A 23,052-nucleotide genomic window follows, 5' to 3' on the forward strand; every position below is an offset into this window, starting at 1 on the left:
TGCCAATTAAGACAGAGGTTATAAAACTAAAAAATAGTTAAGTATTTAGGTTTTGTTTATTTTAAAAACAATAACTCTCTGAATTTAGGCAACGGCCATACGCTATCGTCAACAATTTGCTCTAATTTATCGCAGTGGTAACGGATAGTATCAAAGTATGATTTTACCTTCTCATCGTAAGCGATCGCTTTTTCACGGCTTTCTTCAATAGAGTTTACTTTTTTACGTTGCTCAAGCATCTCATCAATAGAAGTTTTCACAATACTCAAATGATCAGATAGCTTATTGATGATTGCTAATGGTGTAGCTATAGCTTCAGCTGATAAACCAAGTTCTTTTAAGCCTTTAGCATTTTCAATTAAAGTATTCTGATAAGAAATTACTGCAGGAATGATCAGGCTGTTTGCTACCTCACCCATAACACGTGCTTCGATCTGAAGCTTTTTGAAATAGCTTTCTAATAAGATTTCATGACGAGCATGTAATTCACGAGTGTTAAAGATATTTAGTTTGCTAAATAACTCGGTTGATTTCTCACTAACTAATGCATCTAAAGCTTTAGGAGTAGTTTTGATGTTCGATAAGCCACGTTTTTCAGCTTCAGCAGCCCATTCGTCGCTATAACCATTACCTTCAAAACGGATATCTTTAGATTCTTTGATGTATTTCTTTAAGATGGTTAATAAAGCAACATCTTTTTTCTCACCTTTTTTGATCAGTTTGTCAACCTCAATTTTGAACTTATTCAATTGATCTGCAACGATAGCATTTAAAACTGTCATCGGTGCCGAAGAATTTTCAGAAGAACCTACAGCTCTTAATTCAAACTTATTTCCGGTAAAGGCAAAAGGAGAAGTACGGTTACGGTCAGTTGTATCAAAAGAAATCTGAGGGATTTTAGGGATACCTAACCATAATGAATCTTCATTTTTAACTTTCTTGATGATGCTTCTAGAAGTTTCTATTTCATCTAAAACATCAGAAAGTTGAGAACCAAGGAATATAGATATGATCGCTGGTGGAGCTTCGTTAGCACCTAAACGGTGATCATTACTTACTGAAGCAATGCTTGATCTTAATAAATCTGCATGCTCATGAACCGCTTTAATCGTGTTGATAAAGAAGGTTAAGAACATCAGGTTATTTTTAGGCGTTTTACCTGGTGATAATAAGTTTTTACCAGTATCGGTAATCAGCGACCAGTTGTTATGTTTACCTGAGCCATTGATACCTGCATATGGTTTTTCATGTAAAAGCACTTTGAAATCATGTCTGATTGCAACTTTTTCCATCAAATCCATTAACAATTGATTGTGGTCAATCGCAAGGTTGATTTCTTCATAAAGAGGAGCACACTCGAACTGAGAAGGAGCAACTTCATTGTGACGGGTTTTCAAAGGAATACCCAACTTTAAGGCCTCATTTTCGAAATCTACCATATATGTAAATACACGCTCTGGAATAGAACCGAAATAATGATCTTCTAATTGTTGTCCTTTTGCAGACATGTGACCAAATAAAGCACGGCCTGTAAGTGCTAAATCCGGACGGGCATTAAATAATGCACGGTCTACCAGGAAATATTCTTGTTCGATACCTAATGATACAGATACCTTAGTAATGCTCTTATCAAAATACTGACAAACATCAACAGCAGCTTTATCAATTGCAGAAAGAGCTTTTAATAAAGGCGCTTTATAATCCAGAGCTTCACCAGTATAAGCAACAAATACAGTAGGAATACAAAGCGTTTTACCTGCTTTACTTTCCATAATGAAAGCTGGAGAAGAAGGATCCCATGCAGTATAACCACGAGCTTCGAAAGTGTTGCGGATACCGCCATTAGGGAAGCTTGAAGCATCAGGCTCTTGTTGAACCAATGCACTACCTGCAAATACCTCAATAGCACCTTCGCTACTAGGTTCAAAGAATGAATCATGTTTCTCTGCTGTAGTACCAGTTAATGGCTGAAACCAGTGAGTGTAGTGGGTAGCACCTTTGCTCATTGCCCAGCTTTTCATAGCCGTAGCAATGTGATTGGCATCTTCGTGGTCAATTAATTCACCCTGGTCAATTGAAGAAATAAGTTTTTGAAACACTTCTTTAGATAAGTAGTCTTTCATCTTTTTCTTATCAAAAACATTTACGCCGAAAAAATCAGAAATTTTAGTCGATGGCGACTTAACCTCTGGTGAAATTCTTGTTTGTGACTCTTTTAATGCAATTGTTCTTAAGCTTTTCATCTATTTGTTTAAAGTATGGTCAAAAATAAGTTTTTTGTTGGTTGTTTTCATTAAATTGTTTGTAAAAATACAAATGTTGACAAATATTTTAAGAAAAAATTGATGATTTATGTGTTTTGTTGGTTTTGAGGTTGTGTTGATGGTGTTTTTTGCGAAAATGATAAAATAGCGGGCTGGTTTTGGTGGTTTTGTTAATGATTCTGTTTTTTACGCTGCATATCTTTAACCATATAATAAGATAAATAGCCTAAAAAGATGATCAAAACAGCAATTGCAAGCCACATCCAGGTCTTTGTTATTAAGATAGAACTCTTTTTTGGGAATTCTTCATTGCTATTTTTAAAATTAAGGACATTAATAAAAGGTATTGAATTACTGATGCTATCGCTAAAATAGCTAAGGTCGTACCTTGGTAAAGGTAAGTTTGCTTGCCCTGTTTTAATGATATAATTTTTATTATTTTCAAGATAAGCAATTAGTTCGATGCTTTTCTGATATGCTTTTATATTTTTCACAGATAAGGGCTCGCTATCTTCATTATCTATAACTATAAATAGCTGTTTATATCTGTTTTCTCCATAAAGGTCAATAATGGGTTGTTTTCCTGAAGAAATAATGAGGCTTTCCAGTCTGTTTTCAGAAAAACGGCTTTTTTTATCACGTTTAAGAGGATTTACTTCAGTTACCCAGGCCGTTCTTCTGTAATATTGAAATCCATGGAGACTTAAGATCAATTTATCTATCTGGTAATTTTCCTTAAAAAGAATTTGAACAATAGTTCTTTTGTTTGTCTTGTCTTCTTTTACAGTTATAGAAGGAGCTGGAACCGCCGTATATATACTGTCTGGCGTTTTACGGATAAGGTATGCAACCTCCTTATCTTTTTCAAAAATTCTAATGTCCGACAAATCGGTATTTTCAGTTTTAGAAGTGATCTGTGGTATTACCGCTATTTTGTAAAAACCATTTGTCTTAACTTTTTCCAGATCTGCCTGCCATCTAAAATGTTGTGCACTGGCATTAAGAACGGTAATAAAAAATAAAAGAAAGGGAAATAACTTAAATTTCATTTTCAGAAGATTCTTTTTTGTCGCTTGTAAGCAAAAGATTTTTCAAACGCTGGTACATGAATGAGATGACTAGTAGCAATACACCTAGAGAAATGAATGCTGCAATTTTTCCGCCTTCAGATAAACCTCTTAAATCGAAGAGGAATAATTTGAGTAAGGTAATCGCCAATATGCTTATCGATATTATCCGGATATTTTTAGATTTCCATCTCATACCTATATATATACATAGAAATGCAAAGCAACCCCATAAAATTGCGAAACCTGTTTTATGATTACTATTAAGAATAGCGATGATATTCTTTTCTTTTGAGTACTGTGACATTACCATTAAATGGTCCAGCTCTGCACTAGCTACATAAAGAACAATAAAAGCGATGAACCATTGTATGGCGGTTAGGCCAGTCGTAGATTTAATACTTTTTTCACTTTTGTAAAGCACGTATAGCATTATAGCGATCAATACAACCATTATATAATGGAAAAGGTAATTGCCTAAGCTGCTATTGTGTAGTTCCAGATAGTTGTTTCTCAATAAAATGGTTTCCTGATTAAAGATCAATGGATAGCATAACAGGCATACAGCTGCAACGCCGCCAACAACATATTTAAATTCTTCAATTTCCACATTCTGTAGGGTGCTGAACAAAATGGTAACAAACAAATAAGTAAAGCAGCCCAGAGCTAGGATTCTTAACATTGGGAAATAATGGTAGGCCTGGTAATTTAGTTCAAAAGCAATAACCAGATAGCCAATAATTATACCGGCAGTAGCCAGGATGGTTCTTGCAGTTTTCACTTCTCTGAAAAGAACAGATCTGATTTCTGATTTCAGCAGTTTAGAATACAATACCAGTGCAACTACAACAACCAGCCCCGTTATAAAACCTTTGTTTGCCAAAGGAGTTAGGCGATTCTTGGTGTCATATAAGCCGCTGCCATAAACCTGCTGCCAATCCATAGCAAGACTGATGCCTAGCAAGGCTAAGACAATTATAGAAGATTGTCTGATTAGTGTGATGCCCGATTTTTGTGACAACCAAAGTAGTAACACACATTCAGCTGCCCAGAACAAAGTAATGTGGTTTCCTTTAAGTTGTACTGGAGCCGCAAGACTAATAAAGGTCAGTACAAGTCCAATCAGCAAGTAGATAAGATTCCTGTCTATTTTGTCGTTTTTATAAAGCGTATAAGCAAATACCAGATTTACCATACCTAATAAGGCTGTAAATAAACCCTGATAATTTCCATTTCCAAGATGATTTAATATCAACATTCCGGCAGCGTAGTATAAGAATGTATTGCTTAATAAAATTCCAATTTCAAGGGCATTGAAATCAGTTTTTTCTTTGATATTGTTGATGATGTTCATCAACAGGAATACAAGGTAAAACAATGAAGCAAATACAAGTGCACCAAGGTAAGGGACAGGTTTGCCACCATCTTCCAGTACTTTGCTGGCAAGCCATCCACCAAATAAGATAATGGTGAAGACATAGCAGATGATATTAATGACTGGCCATTTTTTGTAATAAGCCAGTATCAGCATACCAATATTTAAGGTCAGAATATAAGTGAAAAGAACTATGTAGTTTCCTTCGCCAGTGCTCACCATGAAAGGAGCACCAAAACCGCCTAGAATAGCAAATATAGCCAGTTCCATTCGGTTGTAGCTGAGAGATAGGAGTACGGTGAAACCTGTAATCAGTATAGTTAATATAAACGCCAACGTTTGACTGAATAGCTGATATTCATGGAAACCAATGGTGACTGTAAAATAGAGAATTGCTACTCCACCACCTACGAGCACAGAACTAAAAGTAGAAAACGATTTACGAAGCCGATGGGCAAGTCCAACTAATAATCCACCACATAAGAATCCTATACTTACCCGCCCAATTTCATTAATCCAATCTTTATCAATTGCATATTTAAGGAAGAAGCCCATTCCCAACACCAGGATAACAATACCTATTTTGTTAAATAGATTCTCACCAATAAACTTTTCAAGATCAGGATTCCTTTCACTGAATGAAGCTTTTTTAATAACAGGAGGAGGGAGGTATTCATGTTTTGGTCGAGGAGCTTCTATTGTAGGAATAGTTGTCTGTTCTTCAGCAGGAGTGCCTTCTTCCACAATTGAAACTTCAGGCTCAGGCGTAGTTATAGGTTCTGCGAAAACTATCGGTTCAGGGATAGGCGTAGATTCCGGTACGCTTACAGGCTCCGGAATAATCGGATTTTGAGATTGATATGGGGTATAAGGTTTGAAGCTTTCTTTCTGTATAACCTGTTCAGCAGGTAGTTCAGCTTCAGCTTTTGATATAGTTGAAGTGTCCTTATTGGCTAATAAATTAGACAGTTGTTCAATTCTCAGATATAAAAAATCTAGCTTCTCGGTCAGGTTCTTTTTTAATTGTAAAATAACTATCAGAACAATAACAACAAGAATGAATATAACCGATTCAAAAAACATATAGGTAGATTTGGTTTGGCTTTAAAGTTAATAAAAACCTAAACATTTACCTGTTCTGCTTTAGAAAATTAGAGAGCATTAGCTTTACTACCTTTCGATTACGCCACCAGAGCCTAAAACAGTTTTTTCTATATCAGGATTGCCAGTATAATATACATGTCCTGAGCCACTGATTACTGCTTTTATTTTGCCATCAGTTTTAACACTTATGCTTCCTTTTCCACTTATCCTCGCAGATAGCTGGTCAACCGTAAGTGCTTTACTACCGAAGCTGCCAGGACCGCTAAGTGTAACGCTGGCCGTCTCTGTTTTTCCGGTAATGTTTGCTGTGCCGGATCCACTAACTACAGCAGTAATTTTGTCAGCTTCTACATTAGCTTTGATTGTACCTGACCCACTTAAGGTGGTGGCAAATTCTGCTGCGGTAATTGTGCCAGATACCGTAATGCTGCCGTCACCACTCATAGTTAAACTACTTAATTGCTTAGCTGTCACATAAGCTATAATCTTTTTATTTTCATATTTTCTGGCCCAGCTAACCCAGCTTGTCTTTGGGCGAATAACAAGTTTATCGCCTTTTACTTCAGTAACAAGAGTAGAGATGGCCTCTTTGTCGCCCTCAAATCTTAAACTCTCTGTCGCGCCAAACTTAACAATTACCTGGATAGGGCCACCGGCGATTATTCCATTAAAATTTTTTACCTCACGCTCATCGAAATTTGATTTCAGGCTGTTGATACTTATTGGTGATATAGCACTGCTGCTATTGATTTGTGTAAATGTGGCGGCAACTAATAGTAAGCTGAATAGTGATTTCATTTTTTTGATATAAGTGTTTAAACTAGTTGAATTTGTCTGATAATATTAATAAGACGTTACAAATAGCAGATTGTTGCATGTGGAGGTAGAAAAACTGTGCCAGATTATTTTACGAAACTATGAATACGATAAAGGATGCGCTCTCGAATGGCATTGAGTAAAGGGAGGTCAATTCTGCAATCCAGACTCTGTCTGCAATGCCCTGGATCCTGGTCATCTAATTCAATTGTGGCCAGGCGTTGTTTTTGATCATTAAAAATTTGGTACTGTAATTTGCTAAGAGGGTTAATGATAAAAGAACGACCGACTCCATCAGTTCCAGTCGCTTCAATACTGAATTTTTTCATTGTTTTAGCTATTGGTATTCGAAGTTAACAAATTGAATTACAGATTGTTCATCTGTAATTCAATTATTTTTTCTAATAGCTAAAAAGTATTTTATTTACTATGTTGCTCTACCCATTTTCTGGCGTTTACAAAAGCTTCCATCCAAGGAGATACTTCATCTTTACGTCCCTTAGGGTAATTTGCCCAATGCCATTGGAATAATGAACGCTCAATATGTGGCATCATTACCAGGTGACGACCAGACTCATCGCACATCATAGCAGTGTTGTAATCAGAACCATTAGGACTAGCAGGATAGCTTTCGTAAGCATATTTTGCAACAATACGGTATTTATCTTCTGCGTAAGGTAATTGGAAACGGCCTTCGCCATGCGAAACCCAAACACCTAATGTACTACCAGCTAAAGTAGAAAGCATTACTGAATTGTTTTCTGCTAGCGTTAATGAAGTAAATATGCTTTCGTGTTTATGACTTTCATTATGTAGCATTTTTGGTTTTTCAACATGATCTTTATTGATCAGACCAAGCTCTACAAAAAGCTGGCAACCATTACAGATACCAACAGAAAGAGTGTCAGGGCGACTAAAGAAATTCTCTAAAGCAATTCTTGCTTTCTCATTATACATAAATGCACCAGCCCAGCCTTTTGCCGAACCTAACACGTCAGAGTTTGAGAAACCACCAACAGCACCAATAAACTGGATATCTTCTAATGTTTCCCTTCCAGAAATCAGGTCGGTCATATGTACATCCTTTACATCAAAACCAGCAAGGTACATGGCATTAGCTAACTCACGTTCAGAGTTACTTCCTTTTTCGCGGATAATAGCTGCTTTAGGACGTGGTTTGCTTTCGTCGATAACAGGTTTTTTGCCATCAAACTGAGTAGGGAAAGTATATTTTAGTACTTGATTTTTATAGTTTTCATAACGTTCTTTCGCTTTAACAGCTCCACTTTGCTTTTTATCAAGCAAGTAAGAAGTCTTAAACCAAACATCACGTAAATGATCAATGTCGAAGTTTAAAGCCGTATTATCACCATTTTTGATAGTTAATGCTGCAGTGTTGCTTACTTCACCAATTTTGTGGAAAGTAATGCCATTTGCTGAAAGTGTATTTTCAACTGATGCATCAGCCTGGAATACAATACCAATATTCTCTGCAAAAAGAAGTTTAATACTGTCTTGTTCAGCAAGTGAAGATAAGTCAAGCTTTGCACCTAAATCACGATCTGCAAAGCAAAGTTCTAATAACGTGGTGATTAAACCACCACTACCTATATCGTGACCTGCTTGTATTTTGTCTTCTTTAATTAATTGCTGAATAGTGTTGAATACATTTTTAAACTGTGCAGCATCCTTAACATCAGGAGTGTCATTGCCCACTTTGTTTAAGATCTGTGCAAATGATGAACCACCTAATTTATAAGTATCATTAGATAAGTTAATATAATAGATAGAACCACCATTTTTTTGCAATACAGGCTCTACAACCTGAGTCACATTGTCGCAGTTACCACCTGCAGAAATGATTACAGTTCCTGGTGCAATTACATCACCATCTTTATATTTCTGCTTCATTGAAAGTGAATCTTTTCCTGTAGGGATGTTGATTCCTAATTCGATAGCAAAATCAGAACAAGCTTTTACAGCCTCATATAATCTTGCATCTTCCCCTTCATTTTTACAAGCCCACATCCAGTTTGCAGAAAGCGATACGCTTTTCAAGCCATCTTTAAGTGGAGCCCAAACTAAGTTAGAAAGTGATTCTCCAATTGCAATACGACTACCTGCAGCAGCATCAATCAGCGCAGAAACAGGAGCGTGACCGATAGAAGTCGCGATACCTTCTTTACCCTGGAAGTCTAAGGCCATAACTCCACAGTTGTTTAATGGCAACTGTAATGGGCCGGCACATTGTTGTTTAGCAACACGACCACCTACACAACGGTCAACCTTATTCGTTAACCAATCTTTCGATGCAACGGCTTCCAATTGCAACACCTGTTCCAGGTATTCATTTAATAAAGCAGTATTATAAGTTACAGGCTCGTATTTTCTGTTAAGTGTTTTATCCTCCATTACAACCTTTGGAGAGCTGCCGAACATATCGCTCAATTCCAGATCCATAGGTTTTTTACCTGTAGTTGCCGATTCAAAAGTGAAACGGTGATCACCAGTTACGGTACCTACAGTATACATCGGAGAACGTTCACGATCTGCAATCTTTTGTAATGTATCAATGTTTTCCTGGCTGATAACCAATCCCAGACGTTCCTGAGATTCGTTGCCAATAATTTCTTTAGCAGATAAAGTTGGGTCGCCAACAGGTAATTTATCCAGGTCTATTTTACCACCTGTTTCTTCAACCAGTTCAGATAAACAGTTTAAGTGACCACCTGCACCATGATCATGTATAGATATGATGGTGTTATTTTCACTTTCTACCATACCACGTACCGCATTGGCTGCTCTTTTTTGCATTTCAGGATTTGAACGTTGAATGGCATTCAATTCAATTCCAGAACCCAAAGCACCAGTGTCAGCCGAAGATACAGCCGCACCACCCATACCAATTCTATAGTTTTCTCCACCCAGGACAACAATTTTGTCACCTGTAGCAGGTTTATGTTTTTTAGCTTGTGAAGCTTTTCCGTATCCAATACCACCAGCAAGCATGATTACTTTATCAAAGCCTAACTTGCGTGAATCTTCCTCATGTTCAAAAGTAAGCACAGATCCGGTGATCAGTGGCTGACCGAATTTATTTCCAAAATCAGTAGCTCCATTTGAAGCCTTGATTAAAATATCCATAGGTGTTTGATACAGCCAAGCTCTTTCTTCTACACCTTTTTCCCAAGGACGGTTTTCTTCAAGACGAGAAAGGGCAGTCATATATACAGCAGTACCAGCAAGGGGTAATGAACCCTGACCGCCAGCCAGTCTGTCTCTGATTTCACCACCTGAACCTGTTGCTGCACCATTAAATGGTTCTACTGTAGTAGGGAAGTTGTGTGTTTCAGCTTTTAAAGAGATTACTGAGTCAAAATCGCTCAATGCATAGTAATCAGGAATATCTGCACGTTTAGGCGCAAATTGCTGAACTTTAGGTCCTTTAACAAAAGCTACGTTATCTTTATATGCAGAAACGATATCGTTAGGGTTTTCTTCAGAAGTTTTGCGGATAAGCTTAAACAGTGAAGTAGGTTGTTCAACACCATCGATTACAAATTTGCCATTAAAGATTTTATGGCGGCAATGCTCTGAGTTTACTTGAGAAAAACCAAACACTTCAGAATCTGTAAGTGGTCTGCCCAATCTCTTTGCCAGATTGTTTAAGTAATCTACCTCTTCTTCGCTTAGTGAAAGACCTTCTTGTTTATTGAAGGTAGCAATATCATTGATTTCCAGAATTGGCTCTGGTTTAATATTTATGGTATAGATATCTTGATCAAGCAGATTGTATTTCTGAGAAAGCATAGGATCAAAGTCTGTATAGCTTTCGGCTACCTTTTGGAATTCCTCAATCCGGATAATATCCTGAATGTCCATGTTTTGGGTGATTTCTACCGCATTTGTACTCCACGGCGTAATCATCGCTGCGCGTGGACCTACAAAAAAATCAGTTAAAGTAGTCTCTTGTTGGAGTTTTGCTCCGCCAAACAACCATTCTAGTTTATTAATATCTGTCTGAGTCAGTTCACGTTTAATTTGTAAAGCGAAAACTGTATCGGATGGGCTTGAGAAGAAATAAATCATGCTTTTTTTTTGAAGATGCAAATTTAGCGTTAAAATTTCAAAAGCGCTATTATAGTGTGTAATAAAATCGTCCAGAAATTGAATGTGTTTAGGATATGCTTTATATAGACAGAATAAACAGAAAAGGCAGAGTTTGTATGTTTCTTGTAGATAAAATACATATCGCTCGGAAATAGCAAGAATTTTACAGGCATTTGTCCCTGTTAAGTCCCTGTTATTCCCCCGTTATCTCCCTGTTATTTCCCTGTAAATCTTAGGCTGTGGCAGGGGAGTGGTTCGATTTTAATTAATCTGTAGTTAATTATTTAACTGATGTGGTAAGCTTTGTTTTTACCCCTAAAAAACTATAAGAATTTATCCTAATATAAACTTTTACATTTGCATTAACATATAAATGACTAAATATATGGTTGATTTACCATGAAGAACGCTTTTAAGTTTAAAAAATTTGAGGTCGACCAGACAGGTTGTGCCATGCGCATCAATACAGATGGCGTTTTGCTAGGTGCAATTGCGACAAAGAACCATGCATTAAATATATTGGATATTGGTACGGGGACAGGTGTGATTGCTTTGATGATGGCACAACGTTTTCCTGAAGCGATGGTAGATGCTGTAGAAATAGATGGATCTGCTGCAATTGCTGCTGGAAAGAATGCAGGATATTCTAGCTTTTCAGAACGCATAAAGGTGATGCATACTGCGATTGAGGATTATACTTCAGATAAAAGGTATGATCTTGTGGTTTCTAACCCACCGTATTTTGTGAACGATCTTAAAAATCCAGAGTATAGAAAGGGGGTTGCCCGTCATGCTGAAGCTGTTTTTTTTGAAGACATGTTGCGAAGTGTAAATCAGTTGCTGAGTAAAGATGGGCGCTTTTGGTTTATATTGCCAGTGAAGCAGGCTGAAGTTACGATAAGCATTGCGGCTGATCATGGTTTATTTCCTGCTGAAATTATTCATTTGCATTCAGATGAAAGCAAGCCAGAGTTCAGACAGATCGTTTGTTTGGAGTATTCAACTTCAGTTATCAAACATCAGAATTTAAACATTTACGCTGCAAGAGGGGTTTATACGGATGCTTATAAATTACTATTAAAGGATTTTTTTTTAGCTTTTTAATATATACAAATGAAGACGATAGGATTAATGTCGGATACCCATGGTTTTTTAGATGATGCTGTTTTTAAACATTTTGATAAATGTGATGAAATATGGCATGCGGGGGATTTTGGGCCAGATGTGGCCGAGCGACTTGAGGCTTTTAAACCTTTAAAAGGGGTGTATGGAAATATCGATGATAAAGAGATAAGATTGAAGTATCCAGAGCATCTGCGTTTCAAATGTGAAGACGTGGATGTGTGGATGACGCATATAGGTGGTTATCCTGGCAAATATGCTCCGCAGGTGAAACCGGAAATTTACACTAAGCCTCCGATGTTGTTTATTTGTGGTCATTCACATATTTTAAAAGTGATGCATGATAAAAAAACGGGTTGTTTGCATATAAATCCCGGTGCCTGTGGTAATTCAGGCTGGCATCGCATAAAAACTTTAATTAGATTTTGTATTTCGGATGAAAAAATACATACCTTAGCCGCTATAGAAATAGGGAATAGATAATGTATAAAGTACACTAAGTATATGTCGGGAATAAAAACACTAGGTCAATTCATAATTGAGAAACAGGCTGATTTCTCTTATGCAAAAGGGGAACTTTCAAGACTGCTGAGAGATATTGGAATAGCAGCTAAAATTGTGAACCGAGAGGTGAATAAGGCTGGTCTGGTTGATATTTTAGGCTCGGCAGGAACGGTAAACATACAAGGTGAGGGGCAGCAGAAGTTGGATGTATTTGCAAATACTCAATTTATCAGTGCATTAACCAGTGGCGGTGAGTGTTGTATTGTAGCTACTGAAGAAGAGGATGAGTTTGTTCCTATAGATTCTCCGGTTTCAAAAAATGCAAAGTATATTGTTTGTATTGATCCATTAGATGGATCTTCAAATATTGATGTAAACGTAGCTGTGGGTACGATTTTTTCTATTTTCAGAAGAAAATCTACCGAGGGTATGGCAACAATTGCTGATGTATTACAAAAGGGGACTGAACAAGTTGCTGCGGGGTATGTAATTTATGGATCATCAACCATGATAGTTTATACTACTGGTAAAGGTGTGAATGGTTTTACTTTAGACCCTTCTATCGGTGAGTTTTGCTTGTCGCACCCAAATATGAAAGTGCCAGAAGATGGCAATATCTATTCTATTAATGAGGGTAACTATGTCCATTTTCCGGAAGGAGTGAAGAAATACATTAAATATGCACAGGTTGAAGATGAAGCTACTAACAGGCCATATACTTCAAGGTATATTGGATCGATGGTTGGTGATATTCACCGTAACCTGATTAAAGGTGGTATTTATATTTACCCTACAACTTCAAGCTCTCCGAATGGGAAATTAAGGTTGTTATACGAATGTAATCCTATGGCTTTTATTATAGAACAGGCTGGGGGAGTTGCTTCTGATGGTTTTAACCGTATAATGGACATTGAACCTACAGAGTTACATCAACGTACCTCTATTTTTATTGGTTCACCTAAAATGGTTAAAGTTGCTGAAGAGCTGATGGCAGAATTTTCAGCAGATAAAAATAATTCGCCTCTTAAAGTGAAGTCTTTAAATGGGGTAGCTTAGTTAGCAGAGCTCATCAATCGATTAAAGTATTGCGGTTTTATATAATTCACAATAAAGGCAGCCCAGGCTGCCTTTATTGTGAACCTTTTTTAATTATTGAGCGCTTTTTCCAATTCAAATTCTTTATCTATACCCAATGCTGCTTTGTTTTTTGAAGCGGCTACAGCGAGTACATCACACCGCTCGTTTTCAGGGTGATTGTTATGCCCTTTAATCCATACAAACTTTACGTTATGGATTTTATATATGTTTAGAAACTGTTTCCAGAGATCTTTGTTCTTTTTCCCCTTAAATCCTGTTTTTACCCATCCGAATACCCATTTTTTTTCTACAGAATCAATTACATATTTAGAATCTGAGAACACTGTTACGTCTTGTCCGGGTGTTTTTAAAGCATTTAAGCCAACAATAACAGCAAGAAGTTCCATTCTGTTATTTGTTGTTAAACGGAAACCAGCACTGAGTTCTTTATAATGGGCGCCTGATCTTAAAATTACTCCATACCCCCCAGGTCCTGGGTTGCCGCTAGCTGCTCCGTCTGTATAAATTTCTATCATAATGTTAAGCAAATCTAGGTTTTTAAGCTTTAATATCAATTTGTAGGAAGTGGTTATTATTTTTTTGAAAAAACAAATAGCTGAAATATAATTGATTAAAAAAAAAGTGTGCAATAATGAATGAAAATATTTGATTAAGATATTTTTAATCGTACTTTTGTGACATTGAAAAACACATGGTGGTTTTAGCTCAGTTGGTTAGAGCATCGGTTTGTGGTACCGAGGGTCGTGGGTTCGAGCCCCATATTCCACCCCAAAGTTTTGAAAGCAGCTCTGAAAAGAGCTGCTTTTTTTGTTTCTAAGAAAGTTTTCTTACAAATCAGGAATTTGATTCTTGTTATTCCGGAATTTGATTCCTGATTTGTAAGAAAATTAATTAATGTTGTTTATATTTGTGTATGATTACTCGTATTGCAGCAGAAGAAGTTAAACTCCTGGCAAGCCAATTTAAGGCTATAGCTATTGTAGGGCCTAGACAGTCTGGGAAGACAACCCTTGCCAGAACAGTATTTCCTGATAAGCAATATGTTTCACTTGAAAATTTAGATAATAGATTATTTGCGACAGAGGATACAAGGGGATTTTTAGCGCAATATGCCGACGGAGCTATTTTTGATGAAGCACAGCGTGTACCGGAACTGTTTTCTTATTTACAACAAGTATTAGATGAAGATTCGCAAAAAGGGAAATTTATACTGACCGGTTCTAATAATTTTTTGCTGCAGGAGAACATTTCTCAAAGCCTGGCGGGCAGGATAGGTTATTTATACCTTTTGCCATTTTCTACAGAAGAGATTGCGACCATAACGAATGAACAACAAAGTATTGAAGATGCCATATATAATGGAGGATACCCCCCTATATATGATAACCATATTTCACAAAATAGATGGTTGTCAAATTACATCCGGACTTATGTAGAACGTGACGTACGACAGATTAAAAATATAAATAACTTGGGGGCTTTTGAAAGGTTTGTAAAGCTATGCGCCGGCCGAATTGGGCAATTATTAAATGTAACTAGCTTGGCCAATGAAACTGGTGTAGATGCAAAAACAATAACTTCATGGATTAGTGTACTGGAGAGTAGTTTTATTGTTTATCTGCTTAAACCACATCACCAGAATTTTAATAAACGTTTGGTCAAAATGCCTAAATTGTATTTTTACGACACTGGTTTGGCCTGCTCACTATTGGGGATTCAAAATGCTGAACAGCTAAAAAAACACTCGGCTATAGGTAACTTATTTGAAAATCATGTAATTACTGATATGATTAAAACTAGGTATAATAGAAATGAACCAATGAATTTATATTTTTGGCGGGATAATGTGGGTAATGAAATGGATGTGGTTATAGATAATGCTGGGACGTTATATCCGGTAGAAATTAAATCAAGTAGAACTATTACTCCTGAGTTCTTTAAGAATTTTAAGTTCTGGCAAAAGATATCTGGCACTGAAGGAGGTGCCATCATTTATGGTGGTGAGCAAATTCAAAATAGAAGCAATGGACTGAAAATTGTACCTTGGAATAGTTTGGAAGCCAGAATTTAATGGGCACGAATTCCATTATGGTAGATTTTGTGAAAATTACAGATACTAAAGAAGGATTCACTTTAATATCAGTATCAGACTTCCCGGTTCAAATTATTACATTTAGTAATTGAACTCATACAATATCATTATGAAATACAATACAATTAGCGCTTTATTGATAGGTTTGATTTTTCAAGGGCTTTGGGCCGTTGCGCAAAACAATTACACTATTAAAGGAACACTCAGCAATGTAAAAGACGGCGAGATCATTAATTTACTGGAAAAAAATGGCAACTTAGGAGTTACCATTGCAAGGGATACCGTAAAAAATGGAAAATTTGACTTCTCAGGAAAGATTAATGAATTAACTGAATTCACATTAATAGGAAACAGTGCAAATTTTCCTTTAACATATCTTAGCGTTTGGGTAAGTCCCAATTCTGAAATTCAGGTATCTGGCGATAATTATTTTCTTAAAACCTGGAATGTAATTAGTAAGGATCCCAGGCAGCAGGAGTTGGACAGATACACTGCATTAACAAAACAGGAGTTAGACAGTATTCAAAGTTTATCTGTTCAGATTAGTTTATTGTTCCAAAAAAGGAGTAAAGCATCTGCAGATGAACGTAAAATCATCCGTTTTCAAATAGACTCATTAAGAGCTATTGAATCAGTTTGGCAGAAAAAAGTATTTGAGAAGGAAATCTCCATTTTGAAAACTGCTCAAGTAAATGACATCTGGTTCAAAAAAATGATCGAAATGGCGTTGGACGTGAGATACAACGAAAAAAGTTCACTTAGACCAGCGGTTACTTCTTTGTTTAACAAGTTAACCCCACAGCAAAAACTTGAATTTAGTGCATTAGAAATCAATAATTATCTCTATCCGCCAGTGGTTGTTAAAAAAGGTGAACCCATGGTAGATACTATTCTCAAGGATCTTAATGGTAAAAATCATATGCTTAAAGACTATAAAGGCAAATACCTGCTACTCGACTTTTGGAGTGTGGGTTGTGGACCATGTATGATGGCTATTCCAGAACTCAAACAGTTAGACAGTACAGCTAAAGATAAATTATTGGTTGTCAGTATCAGTATGGATACTAAAAAAGAAATTTGGGAAAGGATTTCATTAAGCCAAAAAATCAGCTGGCTAAACCTTAGCGATGGTAAAGGTATGACTGGAATAGCTGCACGCTATGGAGTCAATGGCATTCCACATTATGTTGTAATTTCTCCGGAAGGAATAGTGCTCAATTCCTGGGTAGGGTATAGTGAAGGACTGCTACAAGAGAAGTTGAAACCTTACTTAGAGTGATTATAGTATCCCCCATTTTAAACTTTCCAACCACATCTACAATTAAATAATACTTCCAATATCTTAAATGTGCTTGTCTTATGAGTTTTCTAAATTTTGGTTTTAAACTGGATTCCATTGGCAATTCTAAGTGCGACTCAAGTTTTTTACAATCTCCATTTTCTGAAATCAAACCCCAGTATTCCTCTGCACCACGGTAAATACCTCTTGTATATACAACATCCTGATTTAAATTGTTAGGTAGGTCGCAGAACTTTGTGTAATTATATGCTGAAATTACTTTCGGTGGAAATACAATTTGCTGGGACTTGCAACCCATTATGCAGAAAATAGCGATAAAGAAATATTTGATAGAGCGTTTGGTCATAAAATCAATTCGTTTAGATAAAAATAATCATTTATTTATGTTATCAGGTATTCGGTAAAAGAGGGAAGGGAGGATGTTATTCCTTGGCAAAAGGAAGCAGAAGTTGCTATTGATACGTATTTCAATTGCTTTCCGTACAAAAGTGAACCATTTCTGGACAAATTAGTACCATGCTGAAAGAACTGTTTCTATACTTTCGCAACATAGTATTTTAACCCAATAGTGTATACGCTGGGTAAAAGGCATAATAAACAATTTCGAACCTAACCAAATTAAATGTATGATAAAAGCTACCCAAGAGCTAGATGGCCATATTGCGATCTTTCCTGCTTAAAGTCCCTACTAATCCACAAAATATTCTCTTAATGATGTTGAATTAATGAGATTATAAAAACCAATAATAACCTTAATAATGATTAAATCTGCACTAATATTTTTTATATGCTTTCCTTTCATTGCATATTCCCAGTCAAATAATAATAAAAAACAAAAAGACAAAGAAAACAGTTTTGTTCTGGTTAACCCAAAATATAATGAGCATTCGGTTTTGCAAAACCCACTAAATGGTTGGGTTATGTACGCTTCGCGCAATGCAGATGAATCCTATTGGGATACGGAATATTTTGTTCCCCAACTAAATAAAAAAGTAAAGGCAATAGATTACGCTTCTGCATGTTATATACGTACTAGTTGGAGTTCTTTAAATCCAAAAGAAGGTGTTTACGCATGGAACGATGCTAATTCTAAAATAGGTAAATTAATTAGAGGGGCAGAAAAAAGGGGACTGCCTATCGCTTTCCGCATTGTTGTTGATGGACGTGACCAAGGGCAGAATACCCCAAAATTTGTGTTTGATGCAGGTGCGAAATATTATGTGGAAAATGCAAAATATCCAGATAGACAAACACCTTTTCCTCAAGATCCAGTCTTCAGGAAATATTATGCGAAGTTTATAGAAGCTTTAGCTAAAGAATTCAATGATCCCAAGCGAACTTCATTTATTGATGCTTATGGATTTGGAAAATGGGGAGAAGCACACCATGTCATATATGAAGATCCTAAAACTGCTACTCCGGAAAGAATAGAAAAATATAAAGAAGAAGTTTTGGATTGGGTAGCCGATTTATACTCCCGCACTTTTACTAAAGTGCCTTTGGTCATCAATTATCATCGTTTGGTAGGTCATCCGGAAAGCTGGGCCCCAGCTAATCCAAATAGTGAGAGGTTATTAATCAAGGCAATTAATAAAGGGTATAGTCTTAGACATGACGCTTTCGGTATGACTGGCTATTATCAGGATTGGGAGAAGCAGTTTGCTAAAGCATGGAATTTTAAACGACCTATTATTATGGAAGGTGGTTGGATTACGTCTGGAACTCACCGTTATTGGATAGATCCGAGTGGAAAATATAGAGAAGGCCATCCAGAAGATGTTAGGAAAGGTGAATATGACGCTTCGGCCGAAGCGAGGGTGAATATGATGGACTTTAGGTCGGGAGATACAGATTCATGGTTCGAGAAGGCTTTTCCTTTGGTTCAGGGTTTTGTGTCTGAAGGAGGTTATCGTCTTTATCCTGATCAAATCAGTTTGCCCACAATAGTTAAGTCTGGGGCTACTGCTGCAATTACTCATCGTTGGAAAAATATGGGTTGGGGTTATTGTCCTAACAATATCCCTCAATGGAATTATAAGTTTAAAGTAGCTTTTGCACTATTGGATGCAAAAAATAAGGTTGCAAAAATCTTTGTAGATAAGGACAGCGAACCATCCAATTGGTTAAAAGATAAATCTGTATCCTATGATTTTAAACAAAAGGTAAGTCTCCCAAAAGGAAATTATTCTTGGGCTGTGGCCATTGTCGATACTACAGATCAAAATAAGCCAGGTATTAAGTTAGCTGTTGATAATAAAGTTACTGACAGTGGTTGGGTAAAACTTGCAAGTGTTCAAGTAAAATAATTATGAGAAAAATATTTTTACTTCTATCCGTTTTCTTCCCCTTTTTTTCTGCCGAAGGACAGACTAAGTATTACAGTCGTTTAGATAATGATACCTTGGTAGTTGGAAACCAATTGATAGAACGAAAATTTATTTGGAACAATGGAAATCTGATTACCCACAGCTTAACCGATAAATCATCGAAACAAGTTTGGTTGAACAGATCTAAAATTCCAGATTTTCATATTGCAAAAGAAACCAATGTTTCAAATGGTTTTTATACTTCAAAAGAAGTAAAAGAGAACGCTATTCATCCGCGGTATCTGGCTGTTGAAACAGGTTTTTCTCTTGGTACTTTAGGCATCAAAAAAGTGTATCGTGTTTACGATAATAGCCCGGCTATTGCTTGTGATATTTACTTGAAAGGTAGTACAGATGTAATATTTGATGGAAAAGCAGGTAACGCTGCAGATATGAAAAATATCGAGTTTGATGAAGATATGAAGTCTAAGCAGATGACCGCAATATTGGATCAAATTAAACTTGATGGATTTCACTGGCAAGCGAAAATTGTAGAATTTTTCGACGTTACGGATTGGAATAACAACTTGGTTCAGGAAAAAAATATCATCCCTTACCGTAAGACTTCCCATAGGGGTAATTTGCTGTTGGCACACAATATGGAAAACAATAAAGGGTTTTTCTTTTTAAAAGAAGCGCCAACATCTAGTGTGCAATTGGCATATAACGGTTATGATTTCACTACTGATTTCGGCCATTTTTCGACTGCTGGATTAGGGTTGACAGCTAAAGATATCAAGGCAAATGAATGGACTAAAGCCTATAGTGTAGTCATTGGTGTTTATAGCGGTTCCGAATTTCAACAGCTAACTGCTTTACGTAGTTATCAGAAAAATATCAGGAAATTATTGCCGCAACGTGATGAGATGGTGATGATGAATACCTGGGGCGATCGAAGCCAGGATTCGAAAATAAATGAGAAATTCAGTTTACTGGAAGTAGAAAAAGCAGCACAATTGGGTATTTCGCATTTTCAGATAGATGATGGTTGGCAGATCGGGAAAAGTCCAAACTCTGCCTTAGCCAAAGGTTCGTTTAAAAATATCTGGGATAATCCCAATTACTGGAAACCAGATCCGATAAAATATCCAAATGGCTTGCATCCAATTGTAAAAAGAGGCAAAGAACTGGGCATAGAGATTTGTCTTTGGTTTAATCCGAGTGTGCAGAACGACTATGCCGACTGGGAGAAAGATGTACAGGCATTGGTAAATTTGTATGAGGAATATGGTATCCGAACTTTTAAGATTGATGGATTAGCCATTCCAACTAAACAATCAGAAATTAACCTGAGGAAACTATTTGATCGCGTACTGGAAAGGACAAATAATAATGTAGTGTTTAATCTGGATGCAACAGCCGGCCGAAGGGCAGGATATTATACTTTCAATGAGTATGGCAATGTTTTCCTGGAGAATCGTTATTCAGATTGGCAGAATTATTATCCATACTGGACACTGCGAAACATCTGGCAATTAGCGAAGTATGTTCCGGCAGAAAAACTTCAGATTGAGTTTTTAAATAAGTGGAGAAATACTGAAAAGTATGGGAAAGATATCTTCGCTCCGAATAATCATTCTTTCGAATATTTATTTGCAACAACTATGGCAGGGCAACCATTGGCATGGTTTGAAGGGAGCGGTTTGCCTAAGGAAGCATTAAAAATTAAAGATCTGATCAAGTCTTACCGCAAGATCCAGCATGATTTTCATTTGGGAACTATTCTTCCTATAGGTGATGAGCCTTCTGGCAGATCCTGGACTGGCTTTCAATCTGTAAACGGAAGTAGAGGATATTTTATCTTTTATCGCGAAAATACGCCTGAGGCAACTGGATTTATAAAGACCTGGTTACCTGTGGGAACTACGGTGAAATGTACACCTGTTTTAGGGAATGGAAAAGCTATTGATACAACAGTTGGTAAAAATGGTGCTATTGAAGTTACACTTCCTAAGATCAATGACTTTGTGATGTACAGCTATCAAATAAATAAGTAACAATCATAAAAATGAAATTATTAAACCTCGTATTTGCCATCCTCTTTACATTAACTTTTTCTGATTTAGCCGCCCAACAAACCATTACTAACGTTTACGGACGGAATGTGCAATCGCTAAATGGTAAATGGGATGCTATTATTGACCTTTATGATCAGGGTAGGAAAAATGAAATCTATCTCAATAAAAAGCCTGAAGGTAAAACTGACTTTTATGAATATTCTTTCGAGAATGGGTATCGTTTAAATGTGCCATCAGATTGGAACAGCCAAATGCCTGAACTTAAATATTATGAAGGAACGGTTTGGTATGCGCGCAGGTTTGATGTTGTGAAAGAAAGTGATAAACGTCTTTTCTTGTATTTCGGAGCAGTTAGCTATCGTTGCAAAATCTATCTCAACGGAAAGGAAATTGGAAAGCATGAAGGTGGCTTTACACCATTTCAAATAGAAGTAACCAATGTTGTAAAAGAAAAAGACAATTTTCTGGCGGTAGAAGTAAACAACACACGTACGGTTGATGCGATTCCGGCAATGGCATTTGATTGGTGGAACTACGGCGGTATTACACGGGATGTGTTTTTAGTAAATACACCAGATGTTTTTATAGAAGATTACTTTATCCAATTGGATAAACATAAAGCAGATAAAATAGATGCGACGGTGAAACTTTCCGAAAAATCAGTTGATATGTCTGTAACTATAGAAATACCTGAATTGAAACTCAAACAAACGCTTAAAACAAATTCGAATGGTGAAGTTAAAGCTTCATTTATTGTTAAAAATCTACAGCGTTGGTCACCTGCGTCTCCTAAGCAATATAGCGTTAAAGTTTCTACAGAAAAAGATAAGGTAGAGGAAGAGATTGGTTTCCGTAATGTTTGGGTAAAGGGCGAAGATATTTTTCTGAATGACAAACCCATATTTTTGAAATCAATATCTTTTCACGAGGAAATACCACAACGTAAAGGGAGAGCCTTTTCACAAGCGGATGCTGTAATGTTGTTGTCTGAAGCTAAGGCTTTGGGATGTAACACGATTCGATTGGCGCATTATCCGCAGAATGAATATATCGTAAGAATGGCGGAAAAAATGGGCTTTCTACTATGGGAGGAGATTCCAATATGGCAAGGCATAGATTTCGAAAATGAAGCAACTAAGGAAAAAGCAGGTAAGATGATAACTGAAATGGTGATGCGTGATAAAAATCGATGTGCATTAACATTTTGGGGTGTAGCTAACGAAACGCAACCCTCCAAGTCACGAAATATATTTCTTAAATATCTGATAGAAAAATGTAAGTCGGTAGACACTACCAGGCTAATTATAGCGGCTTTTGATTTAGTGCGTTTTAACCGCGACAGGCATGTATTTGTCATGGATGATCCATTTATTAAAGAATTGGATGTTATAGCAATTAACAAGTATATGGGATGGTATCATCCCTGGCCAATATCACCAGATAAAGCTACCTGGGATGTGGCAAAGGGGAAGCCTTTAATTGTTTCTGAATTTGGTGCCGAGGCACTTTATGGTAAAACCGGAGATGCTGATGTAGTGAGTTCATGGAGTGAGGATTATCAAGCTACATTATACAAGGACAACCTGGAAATGTTTAAACATATTCCAAATCTGAGGGGAACTTCACCATGGATATTGTTCGATTTTCGCTCTCCATTCCGCTTTCACCCAACTCATCAAGAAGGTTGGAACCGTAAAGGATTGGTCTCTGATCAAGGATACAGGAAAAAAGCCTGGTACATGATGAAGGAATATTATGACAGCATTAAATAAGTTGATAATAATAAAATTAAAATAGAAGTTGTAGATTGAGGGCT

General features: G+C 36.7%; 16 protein-coding genes and 1 tRNA gene. 9 read left to right on the plus strand and 8 right to left on the minus strand.

All coding sequences use genetic code 11. The annotated features are described in order from the left end of the window. Positions 1-56 precede the first annotated feature (56 nt). The 6 genes from WC623_RS16815 to purL form a co-directional block, all read right to left on the minus strand. On the minus strand, positions 57-2,243 hold the full coding sequence (locus tag WC623_RS16815) for a glutamine synthetase III (protein WP_372853180.1): 2,187 nt from the start codon (positions 2,241-2,243) through the stop codon (positions 57-59). 191 nt (positions 2,244-2,434) lie between these two features. Then, entirely contained in the window at positions 2,435-3,313 is an 879-nt protein-coding gene (locus WC623_RS16820; protein WP_372853182.1) for a hypothetical protein, read from the minus strand. After that, positions 3,303-5,789, minus strand: coding sequence for a DUF2339 domain-containing protein (locus tag WC623_RS16825; protein ID WP_372853184.1), 2,487 nt, complete (start codon positions 5,787-5,789; stop codon positions 3,303-3,305). The genes WC623_RS16820 and WC623_RS16825 overlap by 11 nt, the downstream gene beginning before the upstream one ends. 87 nt (positions 5,790-5,876) lie before the next feature. After that, positions 5,877-6,608: a head GIN domain-containing protein gene (locus WC623_RS16830; RefSeq protein ID WP_372853186.1), complete on the minus strand. Its 732-nt coding sequence runs from the start codon at positions 6,606-6,608 to the stop codon at positions 5,877-5,879. 104 nt (positions 6,609-6,712) lie between these two features. After that, on the minus strand, positions 6,713-6,955 hold the full coding sequence (locus tag WC623_RS16835) for a hypothetical protein (RefSeq protein WP_372853188.1): 243 nt from the start codon (positions 6,953-6,955) through the stop codon (positions 6,713-6,715). A gap of 91 nt (positions 6,956-7,046) precedes the next feature. Beyond that, a complete protein-coding gene (gene purL, locus WC623_RS16840; RefSeq protein WP_372853823.1) occupies positions 7,047-10,751 on the minus strand; it encodes a phosphoribosylformylglycinamidine synthase in 3,705 nt (1,234 codons plus the stop codon). Between the two features lie 384 nt (positions 10,752-11,135). Here purL and WC623_RS16845 point away from each other — a divergent pair, with 384 nt between their 5' ends. From WC623_RS16845 to fbp, 3 genes are read left to right on the plus strand one after another with little or no spacing between them, the layout of a single operon-like run. Next, positions 11,136-11,840, plus strand: a complete 705-nt coding sequence (locus WC623_RS16845; RefSeq protein WP_372853190.1) for a tRNA1(Val) (adenine(37)-N6)-methyltransferase — start codon at positions 11,136-11,138, stop codon at positions 11,838-11,840. A 9-nt stretch (positions 11,841-11,849) separates the two neighbouring features. Then, a complete protein-coding gene (locus WC623_RS16850; protein WP_372853192.1) occupies positions 11,850-12,341 on the plus strand; it encodes a metallophosphoesterase in 492 nt (163 codons plus the stop codon). Positions 12,342-12,362: 21 nt separating this feature from the next. Continuing rightward, entirely contained in the window at positions 12,363-13,418 is a 1,056-nt protein-coding gene (fbp, locus tag WC623_RS16855) for a class 1 fructose-bisphosphatase (RefSeq protein ID WP_372853194.1), read from the plus strand. An 89-nt stretch (positions 13,419-13,507) separates the two neighbouring features. Here fbp and rnhA read toward each other — a convergent pair whose 3' ends face one another. Next, positions 13,508-13,975: a ribonuclease HI gene (gene rnhA / locus WC623_RS16860; RefSeq protein ID WP_372853196.1), complete on the minus strand. Its 468-nt coding sequence runs from the start codon at positions 13,973-13,975 to the stop codon at positions 13,508-13,510. A gap of 179 nt (positions 13,976-14,154) precedes the next feature. Between rnhA and WC623_RS16865 the strand changes: the two genes are divergently transcribed. The 3 genes from WC623_RS16865 to WC623_RS16875 all read left to right on the plus strand — a co-directional run bounded on the left by WC623_RS16865 (position 14,155) and on the right by WC623_RS16875 (position 16,831). After that, positions 14,155-14,231 (plus strand) — tRNA-His (locus WC623_RS16865). 142 nt (positions 14,232-14,373) lie between these two features. Beyond that, entirely contained in the window at positions 14,374-15,531 is a 1,158-nt protein-coding gene (locus WC623_RS16870) for an ATP-binding protein (protein WP_372853198.1), read from the plus strand. A gap of 130 nt (positions 15,532-15,661) precedes the next feature. Then, a complete protein-coding gene (locus tag WC623_RS16875) occupies positions 15,662-16,831 on the plus strand; it encodes a thioredoxin-like domain-containing protein (RefSeq protein ID WP_372853200.1) in 1,170 nt (389 codons plus the stop codon). Here the strand turns inward: WC623_RS16875 and WC623_RS16880 are convergent. After that, a complete protein-coding gene (locus WC623_RS16880; RefSeq protein ID WP_372853202.1) occupies positions 16,767-17,198 on the minus strand; it encodes a hypothetical protein in 432 nt (143 codons plus the stop codon). The two genes, WC623_RS16875 and WC623_RS16880, sit on opposite strands and share 65 nt — an antisense overlap. 574 nt (positions 17,199-17,772) lie before the next feature. Here WC623_RS16880 and WC623_RS16885 point away from each other — a divergent pair. Genes WC623_RS16885 through WC623_RS16895 form a run of 3 tightly spaced genes read left to right on the plus strand, consistent with a single transcriptional unit; the run spans position 17,773 to position 23,008 of the window. Beyond that, complete coding sequence (locus WC623_RS16885; protein ID WP_372853204.1) at positions 17,773-19,158, plus strand: DUF4832 domain-containing protein; 1,386 nt, start codon at positions 17,773-17,775, stop codon at positions 19,156-19,158. A gap of 2 nt (positions 19,159-19,160) precedes the next feature. Next, entirely contained in the window at positions 19,161-21,215 is a 2,055-nt protein-coding gene (locus WC623_RS16890; RefSeq protein WP_372853206.1) for an alpha-galactosidase, read from the plus strand. An 11-nt stretch (positions 21,216-21,226) separates the two neighbouring features. Continuing rightward, positions 21,227-23,008: a glycoside hydrolase family 2 protein gene (locus WC623_RS16895; RefSeq protein ID WP_372853208.1), complete on the plus strand. Its 1,782-nt coding sequence runs from the start codon at positions 21,227-21,229 to the stop codon at positions 23,006-23,008. The last annotated feature ends 44 nt before the right edge of the window (positions 23,009-23,052 follow it).

Origin of the sequence: Pedobacter sp., from assembly GCF_041645105.1 — a bacterium.
Taxonomy (GTDB): Bacteria; Bacteroidota; Bacteroidia; order Sphingobacteriales; family Sphingobacteriaceae; genus Pedobacter.

Excerpts from the sequence above, each read along its gene's own strand:
- WC623_RS16875 (WP_372853200.1), top strand. The coding sequence starts at position 15,662 with ATGAAATACAATACAATTAGCGCTTTATTGATAGGTTTGATTTTTCAA.
- WC623_RS16880 (WP_372853202.1), bottom strand. The coding sequence starts at position 17,198 with ATGACCAAACGCTCTATCAAATATTTCTTTATCGCTATTTTCTGCATA.
- WC623_RS16870 (WP_372853198.1), top strand. The coding sequence starts at position 14,374 with ATGATTACTCGTATTGCAGCAGAAGAAGTTAAACTCCTGGCAAGCCAA.
- WC623_RS16845 (WP_372853190.1), top strand. The coding sequence starts at position 11,136 with ATGAAGAACGCTTTTAAGTTTAAAAAATTTGAGGTCGACCAGACAGGT.
- rnhA (WP_372853196.1), bottom strand. The coding sequence starts at position 13,975 with ATGATAGAAATTTATACAGACGGAGCAGCTAGCGGCAACCCAGGACCT.
- WC623_RS16830 (WP_372853186.1), bottom strand. The coding sequence starts at position 6,608 with ATGAAATCACTATTCAGCTTACTATTAGTTGCCGCCACATTTACACAA.
- WC623_RS16885 (WP_372853204.1), top strand. The coding sequence starts at position 17,773 with ATGTACGCTTCGCGCAATGCAGATGAATCCTATTGGGATACGGAATAT.
- WC623_RS16835 (WP_372853188.1), bottom strand. The coding sequence starts at position 6,955 with ATGAAAAAATTCAGTATTGAAGCGACTGGAACTGATGGAGTCGGTCGT.
- WC623_RS16825 (WP_372853184.1), bottom strand. The coding sequence starts at position 5,789 with ATGTTTTTTGAATCGGTTATATTCATTCTTGTTGTTATTGTTCTGATA.
- WC623_RS16850 (WP_372853192.1), top strand. The coding sequence starts at position 11,850 with ATGAAGACGATAGGATTAATGTCGGATACCCATGGTTTTTTAGATGAT.
- WC623_RS16815 (WP_372853180.1), bottom strand. The coding sequence starts at position 2,243 with ATGAAAAGCTTAAGAACAATTGCATTAAAAGAGTCACAAACAAGAATT.
- WC623_RS16820 (WP_372853182.1), bottom strand. The coding sequence starts at position 3,313 with ATGAAATTTAAGTTATTTCCCTTTCTTTTATTTTTTATTACCGTTCTT.
- WC623_RS16895 (WP_372853208.1), top strand. The coding sequence starts at position 21,227 with ATGAAATTATTAAACCTCGTATTTGCCATCCTCTTTACATTAACTTTT.
- fbp (WP_372853194.1), top strand. The coding sequence starts at position 12,363 with ATGTCGGGAATAAAAACACTAGGTCAATTCATAATTGAGAAACAGGCT.
- WC623_RS16890 (WP_372853206.1), top strand. The coding sequence starts at position 19,161 with ATGAGAAAAATATTTTTACTTCTATCCGTTTTCTTCCCCTTTTTTTCT.